Annotated in this window: 22 protein-coding genes and 1 tRNA gene; 9 read left to right on the forward strand and 14 right to left on the reverse strand. The window is 65.8% G+C overall.

The window, feature by feature from the left end; all coding sequences use genetic code 11:
- The first annotated feature begins 8 nt into the window (after positions 1-8).
- The gene (locus tag QP045_RS03490) at positions 9-254 is read left to right on the forward strand and encodes a DUF6894 family protein (protein ID WP_422513576.1); all 246 of its coding nucleotides are present in this window, start codon (positions 9-11) and stop codon (positions 252-254) included.
- 329 nt (positions 255-583) lie between these two features.
- Positions 584-736 (forward strand): hypothetical protein, encoded by a 153-nt coding sequence (locus QP045_RS03495; protein ID WP_422513577.1) that lies wholly within the window; start codon positions 584-586, stop codon positions 734-736.
- A 154-nt stretch (positions 737-890) separates the two neighbouring features.
- Here QP045_RS03495 and QP045_RS03500 read toward each other — a convergent pair.
- The 5 genes from QP045_RS03500 to QP045_RS03520 all read right to left on the reverse strand — a co-directional run bounded on the left by QP045_RS03500 (position 891) and on the right by QP045_RS03520 (position 3,212).
- A tRNA-Glu gene (locus QP045_RS03500) sits at positions 891-965 on the reverse strand.
- A gap of 428 nt (positions 966-1,393) precedes the next feature.
- Positions 1,394-1,987 (reverse strand): 50S ribosomal protein L9, encoded by a 594-nt coding sequence (gene rplI, locus QP045_RS03505; protein ID WP_422513578.1) that lies wholly within the window; start codon positions 1,985-1,987, stop codon positions 1,394-1,396.
- Positions 1,988-1,998: 11 nt separating this feature from the next.
- Complete coding sequence (gene rpsR / locus QP045_RS03510; RefSeq protein WP_125959570.1) at positions 1,999-2,223, reverse strand: 30S ribosomal protein S18; 225 nt, start codon at positions 2,221-2,223, stop codon at positions 1,999-2,001.
- A gap of 12 nt (positions 2,224-2,235) precedes the next feature.
- Positions 2,236-2,652, reverse strand: coding sequence for a 30S ribosomal protein S6 (gene rpsF, locus QP045_RS03515; protein WP_422513579.1), 417 nt, complete (start codon positions 2,650-2,652; stop codon positions 2,236-2,238).
- 158 nt (positions 2,653-2,810) lie between these two features.
- The gene (locus tag QP045_RS03520) at positions 2,811-3,212 is read right to left on the reverse strand and encodes an RcnB family protein (RefSeq protein WP_422513580.1); all 402 of its coding nucleotides are present in this window, start codon (positions 3,210-3,212) and stop codon (positions 2,811-2,813) included.
- A gap of 169 nt (positions 3,213-3,381) precedes the next feature.
- Between QP045_RS03520 and fabD the strand changes: the two genes are divergently transcribed.
- From fabD to mltG, 5 genes are all read left to right on the forward strand, one after another.
- Positions 3,382-4,341 (forward strand): ACP S-malonyltransferase, encoded by a 960-nt coding sequence (fabD, locus tag QP045_RS03525; protein ID WP_422513581.1) that lies wholly within the window; start codon positions 3,382-3,384, stop codon positions 4,339-4,341.
- A gap of 14 nt (positions 4,342-4,355) precedes the next feature.
- Positions 4,356-5,093 (forward strand): 3-oxoacyl-[acyl-carrier-protein] reductase, encoded by a 738-nt coding sequence (gene fabG / locus QP045_RS03530; RefSeq protein WP_422513582.1) that lies wholly within the window; start codon positions 4,356-4,358, stop codon positions 5,091-5,093.
- A 103-nt stretch (positions 5,094-5,196) separates the two neighbouring features.
- Positions 5,197-5,433, forward strand: a complete 237-nt coding sequence (locus tag QP045_RS03535) for an acyl carrier protein (protein WP_299650314.1) — start codon at positions 5,197-5,199, stop codon at positions 5,431-5,433.
- A gap of 130 nt (positions 5,434-5,563) precedes the next feature.
- Positions 5,564-6,823, forward strand: a complete 1,260-nt coding sequence (gene fabF, locus QP045_RS03540) for a beta-ketoacyl-ACP synthase II (RefSeq protein ID WP_422513583.1) — start codon at positions 5,564-5,566, stop codon at positions 6,821-6,823.
- A 34-nt stretch (positions 6,824-6,857) separates the two neighbouring features.
- Entirely contained in the window at positions 6,858-7,826 is a 969-nt protein-coding gene (gene mltG, locus QP045_RS03545; protein ID WP_422513584.1) for an endolytic transglycosylase MltG, read from the forward strand.
- Between the two features lie 136 nt (positions 7,827-7,962).
- Here the strand turns inward: mltG and eda are convergent, their stop codons facing one another.
- The 8 genes from eda to QP045_RS03585 form a co-directional block, all read right to left on the reverse strand.
- Positions 7,963-8,574 carry a bifunctional 4-hydroxy-2-oxoglutarate aldolase/2-dehydro-3-deoxy-phosphogluconate aldolase gene (gene eda, locus QP045_RS03550; protein ID WP_422513585.1) on the reverse strand — a complete coding sequence of 204 codons (612 nt, stop codon included), beginning with the start codon at positions 8,572-8,574 and terminating at the stop codon, positions 7,963-7,965.
- A complete protein-coding gene (locus QP045_RS03555; protein WP_422513586.1) occupies positions 8,571-9,539 on the reverse strand; it encodes a glucokinase in 969 nt (322 codons plus the stop codon). The genes eda and QP045_RS03555 overlap by 4 nt, the downstream gene beginning before the upstream one ends.
- Positions 9,540-9,581: 42 nt before the next feature.
- Positions 9,582-11,402, reverse strand: coding sequence for a phosphogluconate dehydratase (edd, locus tag QP045_RS03560; RefSeq protein ID WP_422513587.1), 1,821 nt, complete (start codon positions 11,400-11,402; stop codon positions 9,582-9,584).
- Positions 11,399-12,106, reverse strand: a complete 708-nt coding sequence (gene pgl, locus QP045_RS03565) for a 6-phosphogluconolactonase (RefSeq protein ID WP_422513588.1) — start codon at positions 12,104-12,106, stop codon at positions 11,399-11,401. The genes edd and pgl overlap by 4 nt, the downstream gene beginning before the upstream one ends.
- A gap of 84 nt (positions 12,107-12,190) precedes the next feature.
- Positions 12,191-13,645 (reverse strand): glucose-6-phosphate dehydrogenase, encoded by a 1,455-nt coding sequence (zwf, locus tag QP045_RS03570; RefSeq protein ID WP_422513589.1) that lies wholly within the window; start codon positions 13,643-13,645, stop codon positions 12,191-12,193.
- A gap of 84 nt (positions 13,646-13,729) precedes the next feature.
- On the reverse strand, positions 13,730-14,656 hold the full coding sequence (gene argC / locus QP045_RS03575; RefSeq protein WP_422513590.1) for an N-acetyl-gamma-glutamyl-phosphate reductase: 927 nt from the start codon (positions 14,654-14,656) through the stop codon (positions 13,730-13,732).
- The gene (locus QP045_RS03580; protein ID WP_422513591.1) at positions 14,653-15,264 is read right to left on the reverse strand and encodes an NlpC/P60 family protein; all 612 of its coding nucleotides are present in this window, start codon (positions 15,262-15,264) and stop codon (positions 14,653-14,655) included. The genes argC and QP045_RS03580 overlap by 4 nt, the downstream gene beginning before the upstream one ends.
- A 223-nt stretch (positions 15,265-15,487) precedes the next feature.
- On the reverse strand, positions 15,488-15,814 hold the full coding sequence (locus QP045_RS03585) for a MarR family transcriptional regulator (protein ID WP_422513867.1): 327 nt from the start codon (positions 15,812-15,814) through the stop codon (positions 15,488-15,490).
- 220 nt (positions 15,815-16,034) lie between these two features.
- On the opposite strand from QP045_RS03585, the gene secG reads away from it, so the two are divergent.
- Positions 16,035-16,403 carry a preprotein translocase subunit SecG gene (gene secG / locus QP045_RS03590; RefSeq protein WP_422513868.1) on the forward strand — a complete coding sequence of 123 codons (369 nt, stop codon included), beginning with the start codon at positions 16,035-16,037 and terminating at the stop codon, positions 16,401-16,403.
- 93 nt (positions 16,404-16,496) lie between these two features.
- Positions 16,497-18,128: a CTP synthase gene (locus tag QP045_RS03595; RefSeq protein WP_422513592.1), complete on the forward strand. Its 1,632-nt coding sequence runs from the start codon at positions 16,497-16,499 to the stop codon at positions 18,126-18,128.
- Positions 18,129-18,211: 83 nt separating this feature from the next.
- On the opposite strand, the gene QP045_RS03600 is transcribed toward QP045_RS03595, so the two are convergent.
- The gene (locus tag QP045_RS03600; RefSeq protein ID WP_422513593.1) at positions 18,212-18,697 is read right to left on the reverse strand and encodes an Hsp20 family protein; all 486 of its coding nucleotides are present in this window, start codon (positions 18,695-18,697) and stop codon (positions 18,212-18,214) included.
- Positions 18,698-19,038 lie beyond the last annotated feature (341 nt).

Raw genomic sequence — 19,038 nt, forward strand, 5'->3', positions numbered from 1 at the left:
ACACGCCCGTGCCCAGATACCGGTTTGTTGTAGACGATGGTTCGGACGCCCCCTCTGCCGACCTCTTTGAATGTACGGACTACGGACAGGCGAAGCGGACAGCGGTGAATTACATCACCGAGCTGCTTCGTGAGCGCGACGAGGCATCGTCCTCCGCATGTGGATGTCAGGTGCAGGTGTCGGAGGAGCACGGCCCGGTTCGGTTTACGGTTGAGATGCGCGCGTTCGAGAGCGATCTGCAAGCGCAGGGGTAAGGCGGCTCGGCGGGAGCTGCCAAGACCCCGCCGAGCCTAGCCGCATCGTGGCTCCGAACGATGAAGGCTGTACTATGCCTACAACCTCCGGCGGGTCGTCCTATCGGTAGAAGCCCTTAGGTAGCGCTGTCCGCTCGCCCTGATTCCTCCCGTCGCCCTGCGCCGGCTTCGGGCTCGTGGAGCGTCCGCGGTACCATCCACCCCCATATTGCCCCTCATGGTGGCAATCCCGGCGGCGGCTGGTGGCTAGGTACATCCCGCAATTAGCCAGCATGCTTCGTGCCCCCATCTGATCCCGTGCAGCGGGCGGGCGACAGGAAGGTGCAATCGTGGAGACGGTGCTGATTCTCGTCTATGTCGTGGCGGCGTTGCTGATGGCATTCCTGTGCGCAGGGGCCTGGTATCTCTGGTTCTGCGCGATCTCAAGCGAAGGTCGGCTTGGCGCCGATCGCGACGCAGCCAGGCGCCATAAACTGCCGTGAAGTCGGCCGGCGGCGGTTGCGCTTCGCTCCGCGACTTTAGCGCCCCCTACCAGCCGACACTAGCTGTCAGGCGGGTCCTCGGGAACGTGCGCACGGAAGAAGCGTCCAACCGTATTCGGTGACGCGTATCAGCTGCGATGTCGCTGGTTGTCCATGGTGACCCCTACGAGAATCGAACTCGTGTTTTCGCCGTGAGAGGGCGACGTCCTAACCGCTAGACGAAGGGGCCAATCGCTTGGAGGGGGCCGTTTACGGGTGGGGGCGCAAGGCGTCAAGCATGCAATTGCAGGGCGAGGCAGGTTTTTGCCAAGTATCTATTACGGCGCCGAAAAAGTGCCGGATAGGTGGGTGCAGGCCATCCACCCGAGACGACGCTGTTGCCTGACGACCAGCGCGCTCGTTCATGTTTGGGCAACCTTTTCGGTTCCGGCGCATTGAGCAACTGACAACCTTGTAGGTGATTTACGATGTTAAAGTTGTTTCCCGTAGTGTTCGCATCAGTCCCGTTTGTGGCGGTAGTCAGCGCCTACATCATGGTTCATTGATCGCGACCTAAGCGCGCCGCTACGCACAGGCTGGCGGGGCGTTCACGGGCACAAAGAAAGGGCCGCCGGGATGATCCCGACGGCCCTTCTTTTTTACGTTGCCGCGTTGGGCTTAGGCTTCTTCGCCCTCGACCGGCGCTTCGTCGCGCGCGATCTCGCCCGGCTCGGCGTTGGGGTCATAGTCCTCGGTGAAGCCGGCGGTGTCCTGTTCGAACATCGCAGCCATCACGTCGACGCCCTGCGCCTGCATCTCGGCCTCTTCCGGCGAGCGGGCCACGTTGACCTTGACGGTCACCGCGACTTCCGGGTGCAGGGCCACGCGCACGTCGTGCACGCCGATCGTCTTGATCGGACGGTCGAGCACGACCTGTGCCTTGTTGACCTTGTGGCCGTCGGCGACCAGCACCTCGACCAGGTCGCGGACTGCGACCGAGCCGTACAGCTGACCGGTGTTCGATGCCTGACGGATCAGCGTGACCGAAACGCCTTCCAGCGTCTTGGCCTCGGCCTGTGCGTCGGTGCGGCGCGAAGCGTTGTCGGCCTCGATGCGCTCGCGGTTGGCTTCGAAAACCTTGCGGTTGGCTTCGTTGGCGCGCAGCGCCTTCTTGCGCGGCAGAAGGAAGTTACGGGCAAAGCCGTCCTTTACCTTCACCACGTCGCCGATGTGGCCGAGCTTCTCGACGCGCTCCAGCAGAATAACGTCCATGTGGGCGCTCCTTACTTCACGATGTAGGGCAGCAGGCCCAGGTGGCGTGCACGCTTGATCGCCTGGGCGAGCTCGCGCTGCTTCTTTGCGCTCACCGAAGTGATGCGCGACGGGACGATCTTGCCACGCTCGGACACAAAGCCCTGCAGCAGACGGACGTCCTTATAGTCGATCCGGGGAGCGTCCTTGCCCGAGAAGGGGCAGCTCTTGCGGCGGCGGAAAAACGGTCGTGCCATGATGCTGCTCCTTTACGCTTCTTCGCGGCGCGGGGCGCGGTCTTCGCGCGGACCACGATCGTCACGGTCGCGGCCACGACCACCACGGTCGCCACGCTCCGAACGCTCGCTCTTGCGCATCATCACGGTCGGACCCTCTTCCAGCTTGTCGACCTTGACGGTCATGAAGCGGATCACGTCCTCGTTGATCTGGGTCTGGCGCTCCAGCTCTGCGACAACACCCGCGGGGGCGTCGATTTCGAGCATCACGTAGTGGGCCTTGCGGTTCTTGGCGATCCGGTAGGCCAGCGAACGCAGCCCCCAGGTCTCCGTCTTCACGACGCGGCCGTTATTCTCTTCGATGATCTTCGTGGCGTTTTCCGCCAGCTGGTCCACCTGCGCCTGTGCCAGATCCTGGCGCGCAAGGAACACATGCTCGTACAGAGCCATGCTGCTTACCTATGTTGGCCGATCGCTGACGCCGCCCCATGCGGCGCCCCTCCGGCTGTCGTCCCGAAATCAAACGAGGGCGGAAGGACGCGCCTTCCACCCCCGAGGACCCGTGCCTGTACCGCAAAAGCGGCGGAAGGCAAGGCATTTAGTGCCGATCAGTTGGCCAGGACGCCACCGATCACCGCGCCGATCAGGCCGCTGGCAAGTGCGACCAGCACTGCGTCGTTGCCCGACTGCACCCACTGATAGCCGCTGGGCGGGGCGTAGAGCCGGCCATTGCGACGATAATCGACCTGGCGATAGTTGGTCGCATAGCGATTGTCGAAGCGCTCGCCCCGCTTCCAGTTGCGGTTGGTCTGCGCATAGCGGGTGTTATTCCAGTTACGATTGTCATTGCCGCGGGCGAATTGCGGCTGGGCGTTGCGGACCACCTTGCGCTGCACGGTAGTCGTGCGCTCGACGGTCCGGTGTGCTCCATGATCCGAGCGCTGCGGCGCGGCCATGGCGGGCGTCGCGAGCAGCGAAGCAGCGACGGCGGCGAGAACGAACTTCTTCATGGGACAACTCCTTGACCGCCCTCAGTGGCGATGAAGACAAATTGGGCCCGGCGTGTCGCAGGCGTTTGTCGCGATCGGCATGAAATGGTCGCAATCTGTCGCCGTTCGCGGGGTTGCGTTCATCTTGTCCCTCGGCCTAACCCGCGCGATGGAATTCAAGGAGAGGTACGTGCGCGCTTTCATCTTTCCGGGGCAGGGCAGCCAGTCGGTCGGCATGGGTGCCGCGCTTGCGGCCGCGTCGCCCCACGCTCGCGAGGTATTCGGGGAAGTCGACGAGGCGCTCGGGCAGAGCCTGTTCCGGCTGATGACCGAGGGCCCTGCCGACGAGCTGATGCTGACCGAGAACGCCCAGCCGGCGATCATGGCGAACGCGATCGCCGTGTTGCGCGTGCTGGAACGAGAGGGCGGTATCCGCCTGGCGGAGAAGGCGGACTTCGTCGCGGGCCATTCGCTCGGCGAGTATTCCGCGCTGTGTGCGGCGGGAACGTTCGACCTCGCGACGACGGCGCGCCTGCTCAAGGTGCGCGGCCAGGCAATGCAGGAAGCCGTGCCGGTGGGCGAGGGTGCGATGGCGGCACTGCTGGGCGTCGACCTGGAAAAGGCCCAGGCGATCGCCGGGGCGGCCGCCGACTCGATCCTGGCCGAAGGCGGGCCGCAGCTCGTCTCGACCGTCGCCAACGACAATGATCCGGGCCAGGTGGTGATTTCCGGTCATCGCCAGGCGATCGAGCGCGCCGTCGCGCTTGCCAAGGAAATGGGCGCCAAGCGCGCCCTGCTGCTGCCGGTGTCGGCGCCGTTCCACTGCCCGCTGATGCAGCCGGCGGCCGAGGTGATGGAGAACGCGCTTCTCGACGCCGACCTGCGCGCGCCGCTGGTCCCGGTCTTTGCCAATGTCGACGCCGTTGCGATCGTGAGCCCCGGCGAGATCCGGGTGGCGCTGGTGCAGCAGGTGACCGGCATGGTCCGCTGGCGGGAGTCGGTGCTGGCGATGCAGGCCGCCGGCGTGTCCGATTTCGTCGAGTTCGGCGGCAAGGTTCTTGGCGCGATGGTCAAGCGGACCGCACCCGATGCGACCGCGACCAGCGTCGTCACCATGGATGACATCGAGGCGCTGGCAGCGCGCCTCTGAACAGGGATCAGGAAATGTTCGATCTTACAGGAATGACGGCGCTCGTGACCGGCGCATCGGGCGGCATCGGCTCCGCGATCGCCAAGGCGCTTGCAGGGCAGGGCGCCCGGCTCGCACTTTCGGGCTCGAACCTCGAAAAGCTCGAGGCTTTTAAGGCAGAGCTTGGTGGTGACCATGTGGCGCTTCCATGCAACCTGTCGGACGCTGCCGCGGTGGACCAGCTGGTTCCCCAGGCGGTCGAGGCGCTCGGCAAGTTCGACATCCTCGTCAATAATGCCGGGGTGACCCGCGACAATCTGACGATGCGGATGAAGGATGACGAGTGGGACCAGGTGATCCGCGTCAACCTAGAGGCGGCGTTTCGCCTGATGCGCGCCGCTGCCAAGCCGATGATGAAGGCGCGGTTCGGCCGCATGATCTCGATTACCTCGATCGTAGGCCAGACCGGCAACCCGGGGCAGGCGAATTATGCGGCGTCCAAGGCCGGTCTCGTCGGGATGTCCAAGGCGATGGCCCAGGAACTGGGAAGCCGCGGCATCACCGTGAACTGCGTGGCCCCTGGCTTCATCCGCTCGGCAATGACCGATGTGCTGCCCGACGCGCAGAAGCAGGCGCTGCTCGGCAAGATCCCGGCAGGTGATCTTGGGACCGGCGAAGACATTGGCGCGGCGGTTGTTTATCTCGCCAGCCGAGAGGCCGGTTATGTCACGGGGCAGACGCTGCACGTGAATGGCGGGATGGCAATGATCTGAGCCGGGGCACGCTCCAGCGCGCCGGCCCCCTTGCAAGCGGAGGGACGGCGTTCTAGGTGCGTTCAGGATTTAGCGTTACTGCATTTTGAAAGAGGAACAGGGAATGAGCGAGACCGCCGATCGCGTGAAGAAGATCGTCGTCGAGCATCTGGGCGTCGAAGCCGAGAAGGTGACCGAGGACGCCAGCTTCATCGACGACCTGGGCGCGGACAGCCTCGACATTGTCGAGCTGGTCATGGCTTTCGAGGAAGAATTCGGGGTCGAGATTCCCGACGATGCAGCCGAGAAGATCACGACCGTCAAGGACGCGATCAGCTACATCGACGAGCACAAGGGCTAAGCTCTGCCGGCCCGGTCGTGTGACGCGACGGGGCCGCGGCTGATGCCGATTCAGAACGGCCCTCCGTCCCGCCGCGACAAGCGAGGGGCGGGGGGCCGTTCGCATTTCTGAGCATAGACGGAGAGTTGCCATGCGCCGCGTAGTCGTGACCGGGCTCGGGCTCGTCACCCCGCTGGGTGCCGAGGTCGAAACGGCCTGGAAGAACATCATTGCCGGGAAGTCCGGCGCCGGAACCATCAAGCGCTTCGACGCAACCGACTTCCACACCAACTATGCTTGTGAGGTGAAGCCGGCGGACCATGAATATGGTTTCGACCCGAACAAGCGTGTGGACCACAAGGTTCAGCGCCAGGTCGACCCGTTCATCGTCTATGGCATCGACGCGGCCGGCCAGGCGATCGAGGACGCCGGCCTGACCGACATGACCGAGGAAGAGCGCTTCCGCGCTGGCTGCTCGATCGGTTCGGGCATCGGCGGCCTGCCTGGCATCGAGAGCGAGTCGCTCGTGCTCGCGGCCAAGGGCCCGAAGCGCGTGTCGCCGCACTTCGTCCATGGTCGCCTGATCAACCTGATCTCGGGTCAGGTCTCGATCAAGTACGGGCTGATGGGCCCGAACCACGCAGTGGTGACCGCCTGTTCGACGGGCGCGCACTCGATCGGCGACGCCGCGCGGATGATCGCGATGGACGATGCCGACGTGATGCTTGCCGGTGGTGCGGAAAGCGCGATCTGCCCGATCGGCATCGCCGGCTTTGGTCAGGCGCGGGCGCTGTCGACCGGGTTCCGGGACGATCCCACGAAAGGCAGCCGCCCCTATGATCGCGACCGCGACGGCTTCGTCATGGGCGAAGGCGCGGGCGTGGTGGTGCTCGAGGAGTATGAGCGCGCCAAGAAGCGCGGCGCCAAGATCTACGCGGAAGTGATCGGCTATGGCCTGTCCGGCGACGCTTACCACGTGACCGCACCGCACCCCGAAGGGTCTGGCGCGTTCCGTTCGATGGAGATGGCGCTCCGCAAGTCCGGGCTCGCCCTGTCCGACATCGATTACATCAACGCACATGGCACCTCGACGCCGCTGGGTGACGAACTCGAACTGGGTGCTGTTCGCCGCTTGTTCGGCAGCGCGATGGACGGCGTGTCGATGAGCTCGACCAAATCGGCGATCGGCCACTTGCTGGGCGGCGCGGGCGCGGTCGAGTCCATCTTCTGCATCCTGGCGATGCGCGACGGGATCGTTCCGCCGACGCTCAACCTGGATAACCCCAGCGACAATTGCGCCGGTGTGGACCTGGTTCCGCACGTGGCCAAGGAGCGCAAGGTGAACGCGATCCTGAACAACTCGTTCGGGTTCGGCGGCACCAATGCTTCGTTGGTGATGAAGGCGATCTGATGCAGGCATCACGGCAGTTCTGGAGCCGCGTCTGATGCGTCGTCCCGGTTGTTTGGGAATGGTGCTCGCGCTGGTTCTGCTGGCCGCGCTGTTTGGGGTGACCCGTAGCTGGATCGGATCCGGTCCTGCGGACAAGGACGTGGCAGTGGTGGTGCCGAGCGGCGCCACCCTGTCACGTGCTGCAACGGAGCTTGAGACCGCCGGTGTGATCCCTTCGGCTCGCCGGTTCCTGCTGCTTGCCCGCGTATTCGGATCGGATGAGCCGATCCGCGCGGGTGAGTACCGCGTTCCGGCGCACGCCAGCCAGTCCGACGTGCTGGAATTGCTCCAGAGCGGCAAGGTCGTTCAGCGCCGTGTGACGGTGCCTGAGGGCATGCCGTCGGTGCTGGTGCACGAGGCGCTGATGCGGGCGCCCTATTTGACGGGCAGCGTCGCGGTGCCGGAAGAAGGCAGCGTGCTGCCGGACAGCTACAACTACCAGCGTGGCGACACGCGCCAGCAGGTGCTGGACCGCATGCAGGCAGCAATGCGCGAGTACCTTGCCGATGCCTGGAAGCGCCGTCAGCCGACCACTCCGGTGCGCAGCCCGCGGGAGGCGCTGATCCTGGCCTCGATCGTCGAGAAGGAAACGTCGAAGGAAGCAGAGCGGCGAACGGTGGCGGCGGTCTATAGCAATCGCCTGAAGCAGGGGATGCCGCTGCAGGCCGATCCGACCGTGATCTATCCCGTGACCAAGGGGCGGCCACTCGGCCGGCGCATCCTCCGGTCGGAGCTGATCGCGAAGAACGGCTACAACACCTATGCATCGGCGGGGCTGCCGGTCGGGCCGATCGCAAACCCCGGGCGGGCCTCCATCGAGGCGGTGCTGGATCCCGCGACGACGAACGCGCTGTACTTTGTGGCGGATGGCACCGGTGGGCACGTGTTCGCGGACACGCTGGACGAGCACAACGCCAATGTCCGCAAGTGGTACGCGATCCGCCGGGCACGCGGCGAGATGTAGAACTGGCTTGGTGGCGGGGGTGCGTTGCGCATCCCCGCCATCAAAGCACCCGTAGACCTGCCGCCCACGTCGACGCGAAGACGCCCGCGACGAAAGGCCGCGGGCGCGCATCAATCTCCGAAAGGCGAGCCTCGGATCAGCGCTTCAGCTGAGCGGCGGCGCGTGCCTTGGCCTCGACTTCTTCCATGGTCCCGGTCGCAAGCCAGCTTCCGCCGACGCAGAGCACCGGATCGAAGGCGAGCCATTCCGGTGCGGTTTCCAGCGTGACGCCGCCGGTCGGGCAGAAACGCGCGTTGTAGAAGGGCGCGGCGAGGGCCTTCAGCGCCTTCAGTCCGCCCGATGCTTCAGCCGGGAAGAATTTGAAGTGGGTGAGGCCAAGGTCGAGGCCGCGCATGATGTCGCCGGCATTGGCCACGCCGGGGAGGAACGGGACGCGGCTGTCGATCACCGGTCCGGCGAGCTTTTCGGTCAGGCCCGGCGAGACGATGAACTCGGCGCCCGCCTCCATCGCCTGTGCGAACTGGGTGGGGTTCACCACGGTGCCCGCGCCCACGATCGCGCCCTCGACCTTCTTCATCTCACGGATGGCGTCCAGGGCGGCGGGGGTGCGCAGCGTCACTTCCAGCGTACGGATGCCGCCGCGCACCAGCGCTTCTGCAAGCGGGCGCGCCGTCGACGCATCGTCGATCACCAGCACCGGGATGACCGGCCCGGCGTTCATGATCGTCTGGATGTTGGGAAGGGTCATCGTGCGTGCTCCTGCGCAAAGGCGGCCGCGGCGCCGAACAGGCCGGGCTGGGGATGGGTGATAATCTTGACCGGGATGGTGTTCATCAGCTGCTGGAACCGCCCCTTTGCGACGAAACGCTGTGCAAAGCCGGACTCGACCAGCCGGTCCTTCAGCCGCAGGCCGAGGCCGCCGGCGATGACCACCCCGGTCGGGCCATGCGCGAGGGCCAGGTCCCCGGCCACGCCGCCCAGACAGACGCAGAAGCGGTCCAGCGCAGCCACCGCGAGCTTGTCCGTGCCTTCGAACGCAAGCTGCCAGAGGCGCTTGTCGTCCAGATGGACAAAGGGCTTGCCCTCGATCTGCGCCAGCGTCTCATAGATGTGGACGAGGCCGGGGCCGGCACAGACGCGCTCGGCGGACACGCGGGTATAGGTCGGGCGAAGACGGCGGATGATCGCGTCGTCGATCTCGTCCAGCGGCGCATAGTCCTGGTGCCCGCCTTCGGTAGGGATGACGTGATAGTCGCCGGAACGCCGATACACCTGCGCCACGCCCAGGCCAGTCCCCGGCCCGCACACCGTGATCGATCCGTGATCCGGCAAGGGCACGTCGGGGCCGCACAGGTGGACATAGGCGTCCCCATCGAGCTGCCCCACGGCGTGACCGATCGCGCCGAAGTCGTTGATGAGGGTATAGCTATCGACGTCGAGCCGTTCCTTGATCAGCGGCGGCCGGATGATCCAGGAATTGTTGGTCAGCTTGATGAGATCGGGATTGATCGGCGAGGCGAGCGCGATCGCAGCGGCTCGGGGGATCGGGCGATCCAGCTGTTCGGCGAAGGCCGCCCAGGCGAGCGGGAAAGTCGAGTGCTCGGCCACCTTCTGGGTGACGGGCTCGTCCATCCGCACGACGCGACCGCCTTCGACTTCCGCGATGGCGAAGCGGGCATGGGTGCCCCCGATATCAACCGCGACGACTTCCATCTAGCATCCTTTCCGGGCTTCCCGCCTGCGGCGGGGCGGGTCTTAGAACCCTGCCATCGCCAGCATTGCAGAGGCGCCTGCTTCCGCCTCGCTCGCGCCGTGGCGCATCAGGGCGAACAGCTCGCGACCGGTGCCCTGGACGGGTGCCGGGGCCGGTGCCAGCTCGCGCGCTTCCCATTCGGCCGCGTCGACTAGGGCGGTGAGGACGCCCGCCTCCGCGTCGATGCGGATGATGTCGCCGTCGCGGACCTTGCCGATCGGGCCGTTCCCCAGCGCCTCGGGCGACAGGTGGATGGCGCAGGGCACCTTGCCGCTGGCGCCCGACATGCGACCGTCGGTGACGAGCGCGACACGGAAGCCACGGTTCTGGAGCACGCCCAAGGGAGGGGTGAGCTTGTGCAGTTCGGGCATGCCGTTTGCGCGCGGCCCCTGATGGCGGACGACCACGACCACGTCGCGGTCGAGCTCACCCGCCTTGAACGCGGTTTGCACCTGCGACTGATCGGAGAAGACGCGAGCGGGCGCTTCGATGATCCAGCGGTCTCGCTCCACGGCAGATACCTTGATGCACGCCCGGCCGAGGTTGCCCTGCAGGATGCGGAAGCCGCCTTCGGGAGAGAAGGGGGCGTCGGTCGTGCGGACGATGTTCTCGTCGCCCGATCGCTGGCCGTGCTCGCGCCACACGAGCGCGTCGGCTTCGATCTCCGCCTTGCGGGAATAGGCAGCCATGCCGTCCTTGGCGATCGTCATCACGTCGCCATGGAGCAGACCGTCCTTGAGCAACTCGCGGATCACGAAGCTCGGACCGCCGGCGTCCTCGAACATGTTCACGTCAGCAGCGCCATTCGGATAGACGCGCGCCAGCAGCGGCACAGCCTTGGAGAGCCGGTCGAAATCCTCCCAGTCGAGCACCACGCCGGCGCAGCGCGCGATGGCGGGCAGATGGATCAGGTGATTGGTCGAGCCGCCCGTCGCCAGCAACACGATCGCCGCGTTGACGATCGCCTTCTCGTCGACGCAGCGCCCCAGCGGGCGATAGTCGTTCCCGCCCCAGCCGATCTCGGCAAGCCGGTGGACGGCCGCGCGGGTCAGTTCCTGCCGCAATTTGGTGCCCGGATTGGCGAAGGCGGCGCCGGGCACGTGCAGCCCCATCGCCTCCATCATCATCTGGTTGGAATTGGCGGTGCCGTAGAAGGTGCAGGTGCCCTTGCCGTGATAGGCGGCGATCTCCGCGTCGAGCAACTCCTCGCGCGTCGCCTTGCCCTCGGCATAGCGCTCGCGGACCGCCGCCTTGTCCTTGTTGGCGAGGCCCGAGCGCATCGGGCCGCCGGGCACCATGACCATCGGCAGGTGACCGAAGCGCAACGCGCCCATCAGCAGGCCGGGGACGATCTTGTCGCAGATGCCGAGCAGGGCTGCGCCCTCGAACATGCCATGGCTGAGCGCGATCGCCGTCGACAGCGCGATCGTGTCGCGGCTGAACAGCGACAGCTCCATGCCGGGATAACCCTGGGTGACGCCGTCGCACATCGCCGGAACGCCGCCTGCGACCTGCGCGGTGATGCCCGCCTCCCGCGCCCAGACCTTCATCTGCTCGGGGTAGCGATAGTAGGTCGCATGGGCCGAGAGCATGTCGTTGTAGGCAGTGACGATGCCGACGTTCATGTTCTTGGCGGGCCGCATGAAGTCGCGGTCTTCATCAGTGCCGGCATAGCCGTGTGCAAGGTTCGCACAGCCCAGCATCGGACGATCGACGCCGCTCTCCCGCTCTCGGTCAATCAGCGCCAGATAGGCGGCGCGGCGGTCGCGCGAGTTCTGAATGACCCGATCGGTGACGGCGGCGATTTCCGGATGCAGCGTCATGATTCGCTCCAGTGCACATCGACCGGCAACTCGACTTCCGAGAGCACGCGGCCGATCGGCAGCGTAGAGCCTGCGCCCTCGCTGATCGCACGCTCCAGAACCTCACGCTTCTTCGCGCCGGTGATCGCGATCATCAGTGCACGCGAGGAGGCAATCGCAGAGTGGGAGAGGGTGACGCGGGCGACCGGCGCCTCGGGCGGCAGCGGGTCCGGCATGACGCCGAGCGCGCGGCGTTCTTTCGGGCCCTGCAGCGCCTCGTCGAGATCGGGCCCCGGGAAGATCGAGGCGGTGTGGCCATCGGCACCCATGCCCAGGAGGCACAGGTCGAGTGGCCAGTGCACGTCTTGAAGCCGTGCGTCCGCCGCGCGGCCCGCGGCGCGATAGTCCGTCGCCTTCTCGCTGGTCAGCGGCAGGACCCGGCCGCCCTTGGGCAGGAAGATCTTGGCAATCGCGGTAACGTTCGACAGCGCGTCTCCCATCGGCACCAGGCGATCGTCGGTGGGGACGATCGTCACGCGCTTCCAGTCGAGCTTGGCGGTTACCAGCTTCTCGTAGATGGGCATCGGCGTCTTGCCGCCGGGCAGCGCGATGACGGCGCCGCCGCGGGCGTCGATCGCGCTCTCGATGATGAACTGCACGTCGCCGGCGACTGCGGCTGCCATTTCGGCCGCGTCGTCATATTCCCACCATTCAATCTCGGTCATTCTAATATCCTGCTTGCCGGCCGATGCCGCGGGGCCGCGGCCCCGCGCTGCTTTCCGAACGAACGGAACGGACGGGGGAAAGGTTCACTCGTTCCAGGTCACGCCGTCGCGTTCGGTAAGCCCGACGCTCGCGCTGGGGCCCCAGCTGCCCGACGCATAGGGCTTGGGCTTCATGTCGTTCGCCTTCCAGCCCGCGCGGATGCCGTCGATCCACTCCCACTGCGCTTCCACTTCGTCGCGGCGGACGAACAGCGTGGGATCGCCCTCGATCAGGTCGAGGAGCAGGCGCTCATAGGCGATGCGGCGGCGCGTGTTGGCAAAGGCGGTGGTGAGCGACAGGTCGAGCGGCACTTCGCGCAGGCGAATGCCCTCGCGGTCGAGCCCCGGCTCCTTGGCCATCACCAGCAGCCGGATATATTCCTCCGGCTGAAGGCGAATCACCAGCGTGTTGGGCTGAAGCTGGCCGCCGCGTTCCGCGAAGATCGAATGCGGGACGGGCTTGAACTGGATCGAAATCTCCGACTGCCGCCCTGCGAGCCGCTTGCCGGTCCGCAGGTAGAAGGGGACCCCCTGCCAGCGCCAGCTGTCGACGTGCGCCTTCACTGCGACGAAGGTTTCGGTGTTCGACGGCTTTTCGAGCTCGTCGGTATAGCCACGGACGATCTCGCCGTTCACGGCGCCGTCGCGATACTGGCCGATCACGGTTTCCGACTGCACCTCGGCCGGGCCGATCGGACGCAGCGAGCGCAGGACCTTTACCTTTTCGTCCCGGATCGCGGTGCCGTCGAAGCGGGCCGGCGGCTCCATCGCGATCAGTGCGAGCAGTTGGAGCATGTGGTTCTGCACCATGTCGCGCAACGCGCCGACATCGTCGTAATAGCCGGCCCGCCCCTCAAGACCGACCGTCTCGGATACCGTGATCTGGACGTGGTCGATGCCGCGTGCGTTCCAGATCGGCTCGAACATGGCGTTGCCGAAGCGGAGCGCCAGGATGTTCTGGACCGTTTCCTTGCCGAGATAATGGTCGATCCGGAAGGTGCGCTCCTCGGGAAAGGCGAGTGCGACCAGGTCGTTGATCTCGCGGCTCGACTTCAGGTCGTTGCCGAGCGGCTTTTCCAGGCCGATGCGAACATTGGCGCCGGCAAGTCCCGCGGCCTCAAGGCCCTTGATCGTGGGCGCGAACAGCCAGGGTGCGGTCGAGAGGAAAATCGCGAGGCCGCCGGAGATGTCGCCCAGCTTTTCGGCAAGGCCCTTGAAGCCTTCCACCTGAGACGCGTCCATCGAATGGAACTGAAGCCGCTCGAGGAAGCCGGCGAGCGCCGACTCATCGCGGTCGCTCGGCAGATGCTCTTCCAGCGCCGTCTTCGCGAATTCGCGATAGGCCGCGTCGTCATAGGCGTGGCGCGCGGTGCCGGTGATGGTGAGCCCTTCCGGCAGCAGCCCGTCGGCGTGAAGTCCGTAGAGCGAAGGCAGCAGCATGCGCTGCGCCAGATCGCCCGTCGCCCCGAACAGCAGCAGCTTGCCGACCGGCTGTCTCATATCAACTCCTTACTCTAGCTTCGGGCATGCGATAGTCCGGTCGTGAACCCGCGCAACCCGCGGGATCGTGAAACAGACGGTGCTTCAGAGCACGAGCCCAGCGGCAGGGTCGAACCCGGCCATGATGTTGAGGTTCTGCACGGCGGCACCGGCAGCCCCCTTGCCAAGGTTGTCCAGCGTCGCGACCAGGCGAAGTTGCCCCGTCGCCTGGTTTCCGAACACGCGCACGGTCAGCCGGTCGGTTCCGGCATTCTCCTCGATCGAGACTGTCGATGCCTCCGAAGACCCGACCCGGACGACGGCAGAGCCGCGATACGCATCCTGCAGCGCGCTTTCGATCGCGGCCAGAGTGGGGCGCGGGGTCATCGCGTGGAGCGGCAGCGGCACCTCGACCACCATCCCGCGATAGGTATTCACGACCGCGGGGGTAAAGATCGGCGGGTGAGCGAGCCGGGCGTGGCGCTGCATTTCCGGCACATGCTTGTGCGCAAGCGCCATCGCATAGGCGCGGAATGCCGGCGGATCGGGCTGCTGATACTCCTCGATCATCGCGCGACCGCCGCCGGAATAGCCGGAGACCGCGTTGACGCTGACCGGCCAGTCGTGCGCGATCAGCCCCGCGCGCACCAAGGGCCGCACCAGCGCGAGAAAACCGGTGGGATAGCAGCCGGGATTGGCCACCCGCGCCGCCTCGGCGATCAGCGCCGGCTGCGCCGGCTCCAGCTCCGCCATGCCATAGGTCCAGCCCTCGACGGTACGGTGGGCGGTGGAGGCATCGATCACCCGCGTGCGATCATTCTCGATCAGCGAAACGGCCTCTCGGGCCGCGTCATCCGGCAGGCAGAGAACCACGAAGTCTGCGTCGTTCAGCGCTTCGCGCCGGGCGACCGGATCCTTGCGGCGGCTGTCGTCCAGCGTGACCAGCGTTATTTCCGGCCGATCGGCCAGCCGGTCGCGGATTTCCAGGCCGGTGGTGCCTGCGGCACCGTCGATGAACACCGTTGCGTTCACGGCTGCCGCCTCCTGAGAATGGGGCCATAGATAGTAGTAAGTTCGGAAACTTCCGCTTGCACGACGCCGTCCGCGCTGACGTGAATGGCGTGCGCCTCGTCAACGGCGATCGCCGCATGATCCTCAAAGAACAGGACCTGGCCACGCGTCATCTGCGCGGCCTCGACCAGGCTCGCGCCGAGTTGCACCGATTGAAGGTCGAGAAAGCGGGGTGCGGAAACTCCGGCCAGATGCAGCGACAGGAACACCAGCCCCGCAGGATCGAGCCCAGCGCCGGACCGGCCACCGGCACGCAGCGGCGCGCCGATCAGGCGCTCGGCAACCGTCGCGATATCGAGCGACAGATCGCTCAGCGGAAGCAGCGCGTCGGCGTCGAGATAGCCTCCTTCGACTTCGAAGATCGAATCGCTCGCCGCGGTCGAGGCCACACAGGATCCCATCGGGAGGGTGGCGACGGGGCTGCTGTCGAGAGAAGGCAGCGCGCGGATCGCTGCGCTGCGAACGGCAACGATATGGGTCGGGGCGAGGAACGCGGTGAACGCGTCCGCCGCTACATACCCGACGCTACCGTCGATCGGGGAAACGCCCCAGATGTGGGTGCCCGACATCTCGAGCGCGTCAAAGGGTTCGCCCGCAAGTACCTCGGAAAGAACGCTTTCAGAATTTCCGGCGCGGGCGAATAGCGGAACGCTGCGGCCGGCCGTACGCGGCACTGCCAGCGAATAGTGAGGGGCGAAAACCCGTTCGGCGAGGCGAATGTCGGCCAGATCCCGGCGAGCGGCGTCGACACGACCGTCAAGGACAGGGGAGCGGCCCGCGAGCGAAAACCGGCTACGCCGTTGCCCTTCGGACAACGAGCTCGCTGACGCGATCGTCTGCGAGGAAATGCCCGAACTCTGCAAGAAAATTTGCCCCTTCGCTGGTTTTGGCGACGAAGATGTTGCGTTTGTCCGCTTCGTCACGTTGGCGGCGCAGATAGCCGAGGGTGCCCAGCCTGTTCAAGGCGCGCGTGACAACGGGCTTCGACACGTTCAGCGCGCGCGCCAATCCGCGCACGGTGTGGGGGCCAGGCTCGAGGTACACGAGCAGCATCAACGCCATCTGCCGATTCGTCAGGTCGGGCTCCCCGGACCGGACGTAATCGACCAATCCGCGCATCCACTTCCCGAGGGATTTCTCGGAGAACGGTTTCACGTTTTCTCCCATGACGTTATGCTTCGTCCGCGAAGAAGCTGACCGGGATCTGAACGCCCCTGAAGGTGCAAGTTTCCCGCCGTTTGCGAAATGTTACGGGTGCGTTCATCCGTTGCGGTTGATCCCCCGCCTGCGGTCGCCTATGTCGCCGCCATCCCCTGGAAAATCGGATCGCTTTCCCGACATGTTCACCTTCCTGCTCATCGTTCATGCCATCATCGCTGCGCTTCTGGTGGCGGTGATCCTGATGCAGCGTTCGGAAGGGGGCGGCCTGACCACGGGCGGTAGCCCTTCGGGGCTGATGTCCGCGCGCGGCGCGGCCGATTTCCTCACCCGGTCGACCGCGATCCTGGGTGGCCTGTTCATCGCGATGAGCATCCTGCTCGCTGCGCTGGCAGCGACGCGGCACGACGCGATCGACACCACGCTGGCCCGCCCGGCCAGCCCGGCCGCGGCTGCTCCGACGGGGCCGGTCGCTCCTGACGCGGGTGCGCCGACGAATGGCGTGGCACCGGCTCCGGTTGAGAATGGCGCGGTTCCGATCGCCCGCTGAGTCTTCTTTTTCAAACATTTTGCCGTTTTGCGGGGCGCGCGAGCAATCGCGCGCTTGCGCAATGCGGCTGCAACACGTTAGGCGTTCCCTCCCATGGCGCGGTATATTTTCATCACCGGCGGCGTGGTATCGTCGCTCGGTAAAGGTCTCATGGCAGCCAGCCTCGCGGCGCTGCTTCAGGCGCGGGGCTACAAGGTCCGCATTCGCAAGTTCGATCCTTACCTGAACGTCGATCCCGGCACGATGTCGCCGTATCAGCACGGCGAAGTGTATGTGACCGACGACGGTGCGGAAACGGACCTCGACCTTGGCCACTATGAGCGGTTCACGGGCGTTGCGGCGCACCAGTCCGACAACGTCACATCCGGACGCATTTATCAGCAGATCATCGCGCGCGAGCGCCGTGGCGACTATCTGGGCGCGACCGTCCAGGTGATCCCGCACGTGACCGACGCGATCAAGGCGTTCGCCCTGGCGGACACCGAAGACCTCGACTTCGTGCTGTGTGAAATCGGCGGCACGGTGGGCGACATCGAGTCGCTGCCGTTCATCGAAGCGATCCGCCAGCTCAAGAACGAGATGGGTCGCGGCCAGTCGATCAGCGTCCACGTGACTCTCGTCCCCTACATCTCGGCAGCGGGCGAGCTGAAGACGAAGCCGACGCAGCATTCGGTGCGCGAACTGGCGGCGCTGGGCGTGCAGCCCGACGTGCTGGTCTGCCGCTGCGAGCAGCCGCTTCCGGAAGGCGAACGCGCCAAGATCGCGCTGTTCTGCAACGTCCGCAAGGAAGCCGTCATTCCGGCACTGGATGCGTCGAGCATCTATGCGGTGCCGTTGCAGTATCACGGCGAGGGCCTCGATTCCGAGGTACTGCGCGCGTTCGGGATCGAGCCCGGCGAACCGCCGAAGCTCGATCGGTGGTCGAACATCATCGAGCGTCTGTCGAACCCCGAGGGCGAAGTCACCGTCGGCGTGGTCGGCAAGTATGTCGGCCTGCCGGATGCGTACAAGTCGCTGCACGAAGCGCTGGTGCACGGCGGCATCGCCAACCGGGTAAAGGTCAACGTTCGCTGGCTCGATGCCGAGCTGTTCGAGCGGGATGCCGAGACCATCGCCAGCCAACTGGAGCCGATGGACGCGATCCTGGTGCCGGGCGGCTTCGGGGAGCGCGGGTCTGAGGGCAAGATCGCCTCGGTCCGGTTTGCGCGCGAGCGCGGGGTGCCGTTCTTCGGCATCTGCCTGGGCATGCAGATGGCGTGCGTGGAAGCGGCACGCGAGCAGGGCATCGCGAAGGCTTCGACCACCGAGTTCGGCGCGACCGAGGAGCCGGTCGTCGGCCTAATTACCGAGTGGATGTCCGAAAAGGGCCTGGAGAAGCGGGAAGCCGGCGGCGACCTTGGCGGTACGATGCGCCTGGGCGCCTATCCGGCCAAGCTCGCTGGAAACAGCGTCGTCGCCTCTATCTATCAGGCCACCGAAATCAGCGAGCGGCACCGCCACCGCTACGAAGTGAACACGCATTATCGCGATGTTCTGGAGCGCAGCGGGCTGGTCGTGTCCGGCACCTCGCCCGACGAGACGCTGCCCGAGATCGTCGAGCGGCCGGACCACCCCTGGTTTGTCGGCGTGCAGTTCCACCCGGAGCTCAAGTCCAAGCCGTTCGACCCACATCCGCTGTTCGCCAGCTTCATCGAAGCGGCGGTCCGCCAGTCGCGGCTCGTCTGAATAGCAAAGGGCGCCCGGGCCTTCGTCCGGGCGCCCCTGCTTCGGCGCGCAAGGGAGCAACGCGCCTCAGTATATAACCCCGCTCAGGCGGCCTGAGCCTCGGGGTGTTGCTGCGTCGCCTGATGCTCCACGGCGGGAGCGGCGCCGGTCGAAACCGCGATCTTGCGGGGCTTCATCGCGTCCGGGATCTCGCGGACCAGCTCGATCACGAGCAGGCCGTCGGCCAGATTGGCGCTCTCGACCCGGACGAAGTCGGCGAGTTCGAAGCGGCGCTCGAAGCTGCGGTTGGCGATCCCCAGGTGGAGGAAGCCACTGCGCTGCGCGTCCGATTCCGCGGCCTTCTTGCCGACCACCAGCAACAGGTTCTGCTGTGCGGTGATGTCGATTTCCTCGGGCTTGAACCCGGCGACCGCAAGCGTGATGCGGTAGCGATCCTCGGCCAGGCGCTCGAGGTTGAACGGGGGGTAGTTTTCCGACGACGCCTGACGGGCCGAAGCCTCCATCATGTCGAACAGGCGGTCAAAGCCGATCGTGGAACGGCGATAGGGGGTGAAGTCAAACTGGCGCATGCAAATCCTCCATCGAGCAAAATGCGTGTTTCACGCCGGCGTGGCCGGTTTCGAGCGACCCCGAAGGCATCGCTCGCCACAGGATTTGGGAGTGGAAATCGCCCTTTCAAGGGGGCAAAAACACGGTGTGGCGGGCCTTCTCGAAAAACCCTCCCCAGCGCCGTCGCAGCGGCGGCATTGATTTGAAATTATAGGATGCGGTCCCGCCGGGCTAAGGCTCTGTTCGAGCACCTGGCGATGCTCAAAAACGACAAACGCTCGGACCGTTGCCGATCCGAGCGCCTGCGTGACGATCGCTCGTCAGCCCCCTTGTCAGCTTCCCGCCCGCACGCTGTTTCCCC

Source organism: Sphingomonas sp. 3-13AW (assembly GCF_049311085.1).
GTDB lineage: Bacteria > Pseudomonadota > Alphaproteobacteria > Sphingomonadales > Sphingomonadaceae > Sphingomonas.

Bases quoted from the DNA above. Each gene is read 5' to 3' on its own strand.
- QP045_RS03535 (WP_299650314.1), top strand. From the start codon at position 5,197: ATGAGCGAGACCGCCGATCGCGTGAAGAAGATCGTCGTCGAGCATCTG.
- zwf (WP_422513589.1), bottom strand. From the start codon at position 13,645: ATGAGACAGCCGGTCGGCAAGCTGCTGCTGTTCGGGGCGACGGGCGAT.
- QP045_RS03580 (WP_422513591.1), bottom strand. From the start codon at position 15,264: ATGTCGGGCACCCACATCTGGGGCGTTTCCCCGATCGACGGTAGCGTC.
- fabG (WP_422513582.1), top strand. From the start codon at position 4,356: ATGTTCGATCTTACAGGAATGACGGCGCTCGTGACCGGCGCATCGGGC.
- pgl (WP_422513588.1), bottom strand. From the start codon at position 12,106: ATGACCGAGATTGAATGGTGGGAATATGACGACGCGGCCGAAATGGCA.
- rplI (WP_422513578.1), bottom strand. From the start codon at position 1,987: ATGGACGTTATTCTGCTGGAGCGCGTCGAGAAGCTCGGCCACATCGGC.
- mltG (WP_422513584.1), top strand. From the start codon at position 6,858: ATGCGTCGTCCCGGTTGTTTGGGAATGGTGCTCGCGCTGGTTCTGCTG.
- QP045_RS03600 (WP_422513593.1), bottom strand. From the start codon at position 18,697: ATGCGCCAGTTTGACTTCACCCCCTATCGCCGTTCCACGATCGGCTTT.
- eda (WP_422513585.1), bottom strand. From the start codon at position 8,574: ATGACCCTTCCCAACATCCAGACGATCATGAACGCCGGGCCGGTCATC.
- edd (WP_422513587.1), bottom strand. From the start codon at position 11,402: ATGACGCTGCATCCGGAAATCGCCGCCGTCACCGATCGGGTCATTCAG.
- QP045_RS03595 (WP_422513592.1), top strand. From the start codon at position 16,497: ATGGCGCGGTATATTTTCATCACCGGCGGCGTGGTATCGTCGCTCGGT.
- QP045_RS03585 (WP_422513867.1), bottom strand. From the start codon at position 15,814: ATGCGCGGATTGGTCGATTACGTCCGGTCCGGGGAGCCCGACCTGACG.
- fabF (WP_422513583.1), top strand. From the start codon at position 5,564: ATGCGCCGCGTAGTCGTGACCGGGCTCGGGCTCGTCACCCCGCTGGGT.
- secG (WP_422513868.1), top strand. From the start codon at position 16,035: ATGTTCACCTTCCTGCTCATCGTTCATGCCATCATCGCTGCGCTTCTG.
- QP045_RS03520 (WP_422513580.1), bottom strand. From the start codon at position 3,212: ATGAAGAAGTTCGTTCTCGCCGCCGTCGCTGCTTCGCTGCTCGCGACG.
- rpsF (WP_422513579.1), bottom strand. From the start codon at position 2,652: ATGGCTCTGTACGAGCATGTGTTCCTTGCGCGCCAGGATCTGGCACAG.
- rpsR (WP_125959570.1), bottom strand. From the start codon at position 2,223: ATGGCACGACCGTTTTTCCGCCGCCGCAAGAGCTGCCCCTTCTCGGGC.
- QP045_RS03555 (WP_422513586.1), bottom strand. From the start codon at position 9,539: ATGGAAGTCGTCGCGGTTGATATCGGGGGCACCCATGCCCGCTTCGCC.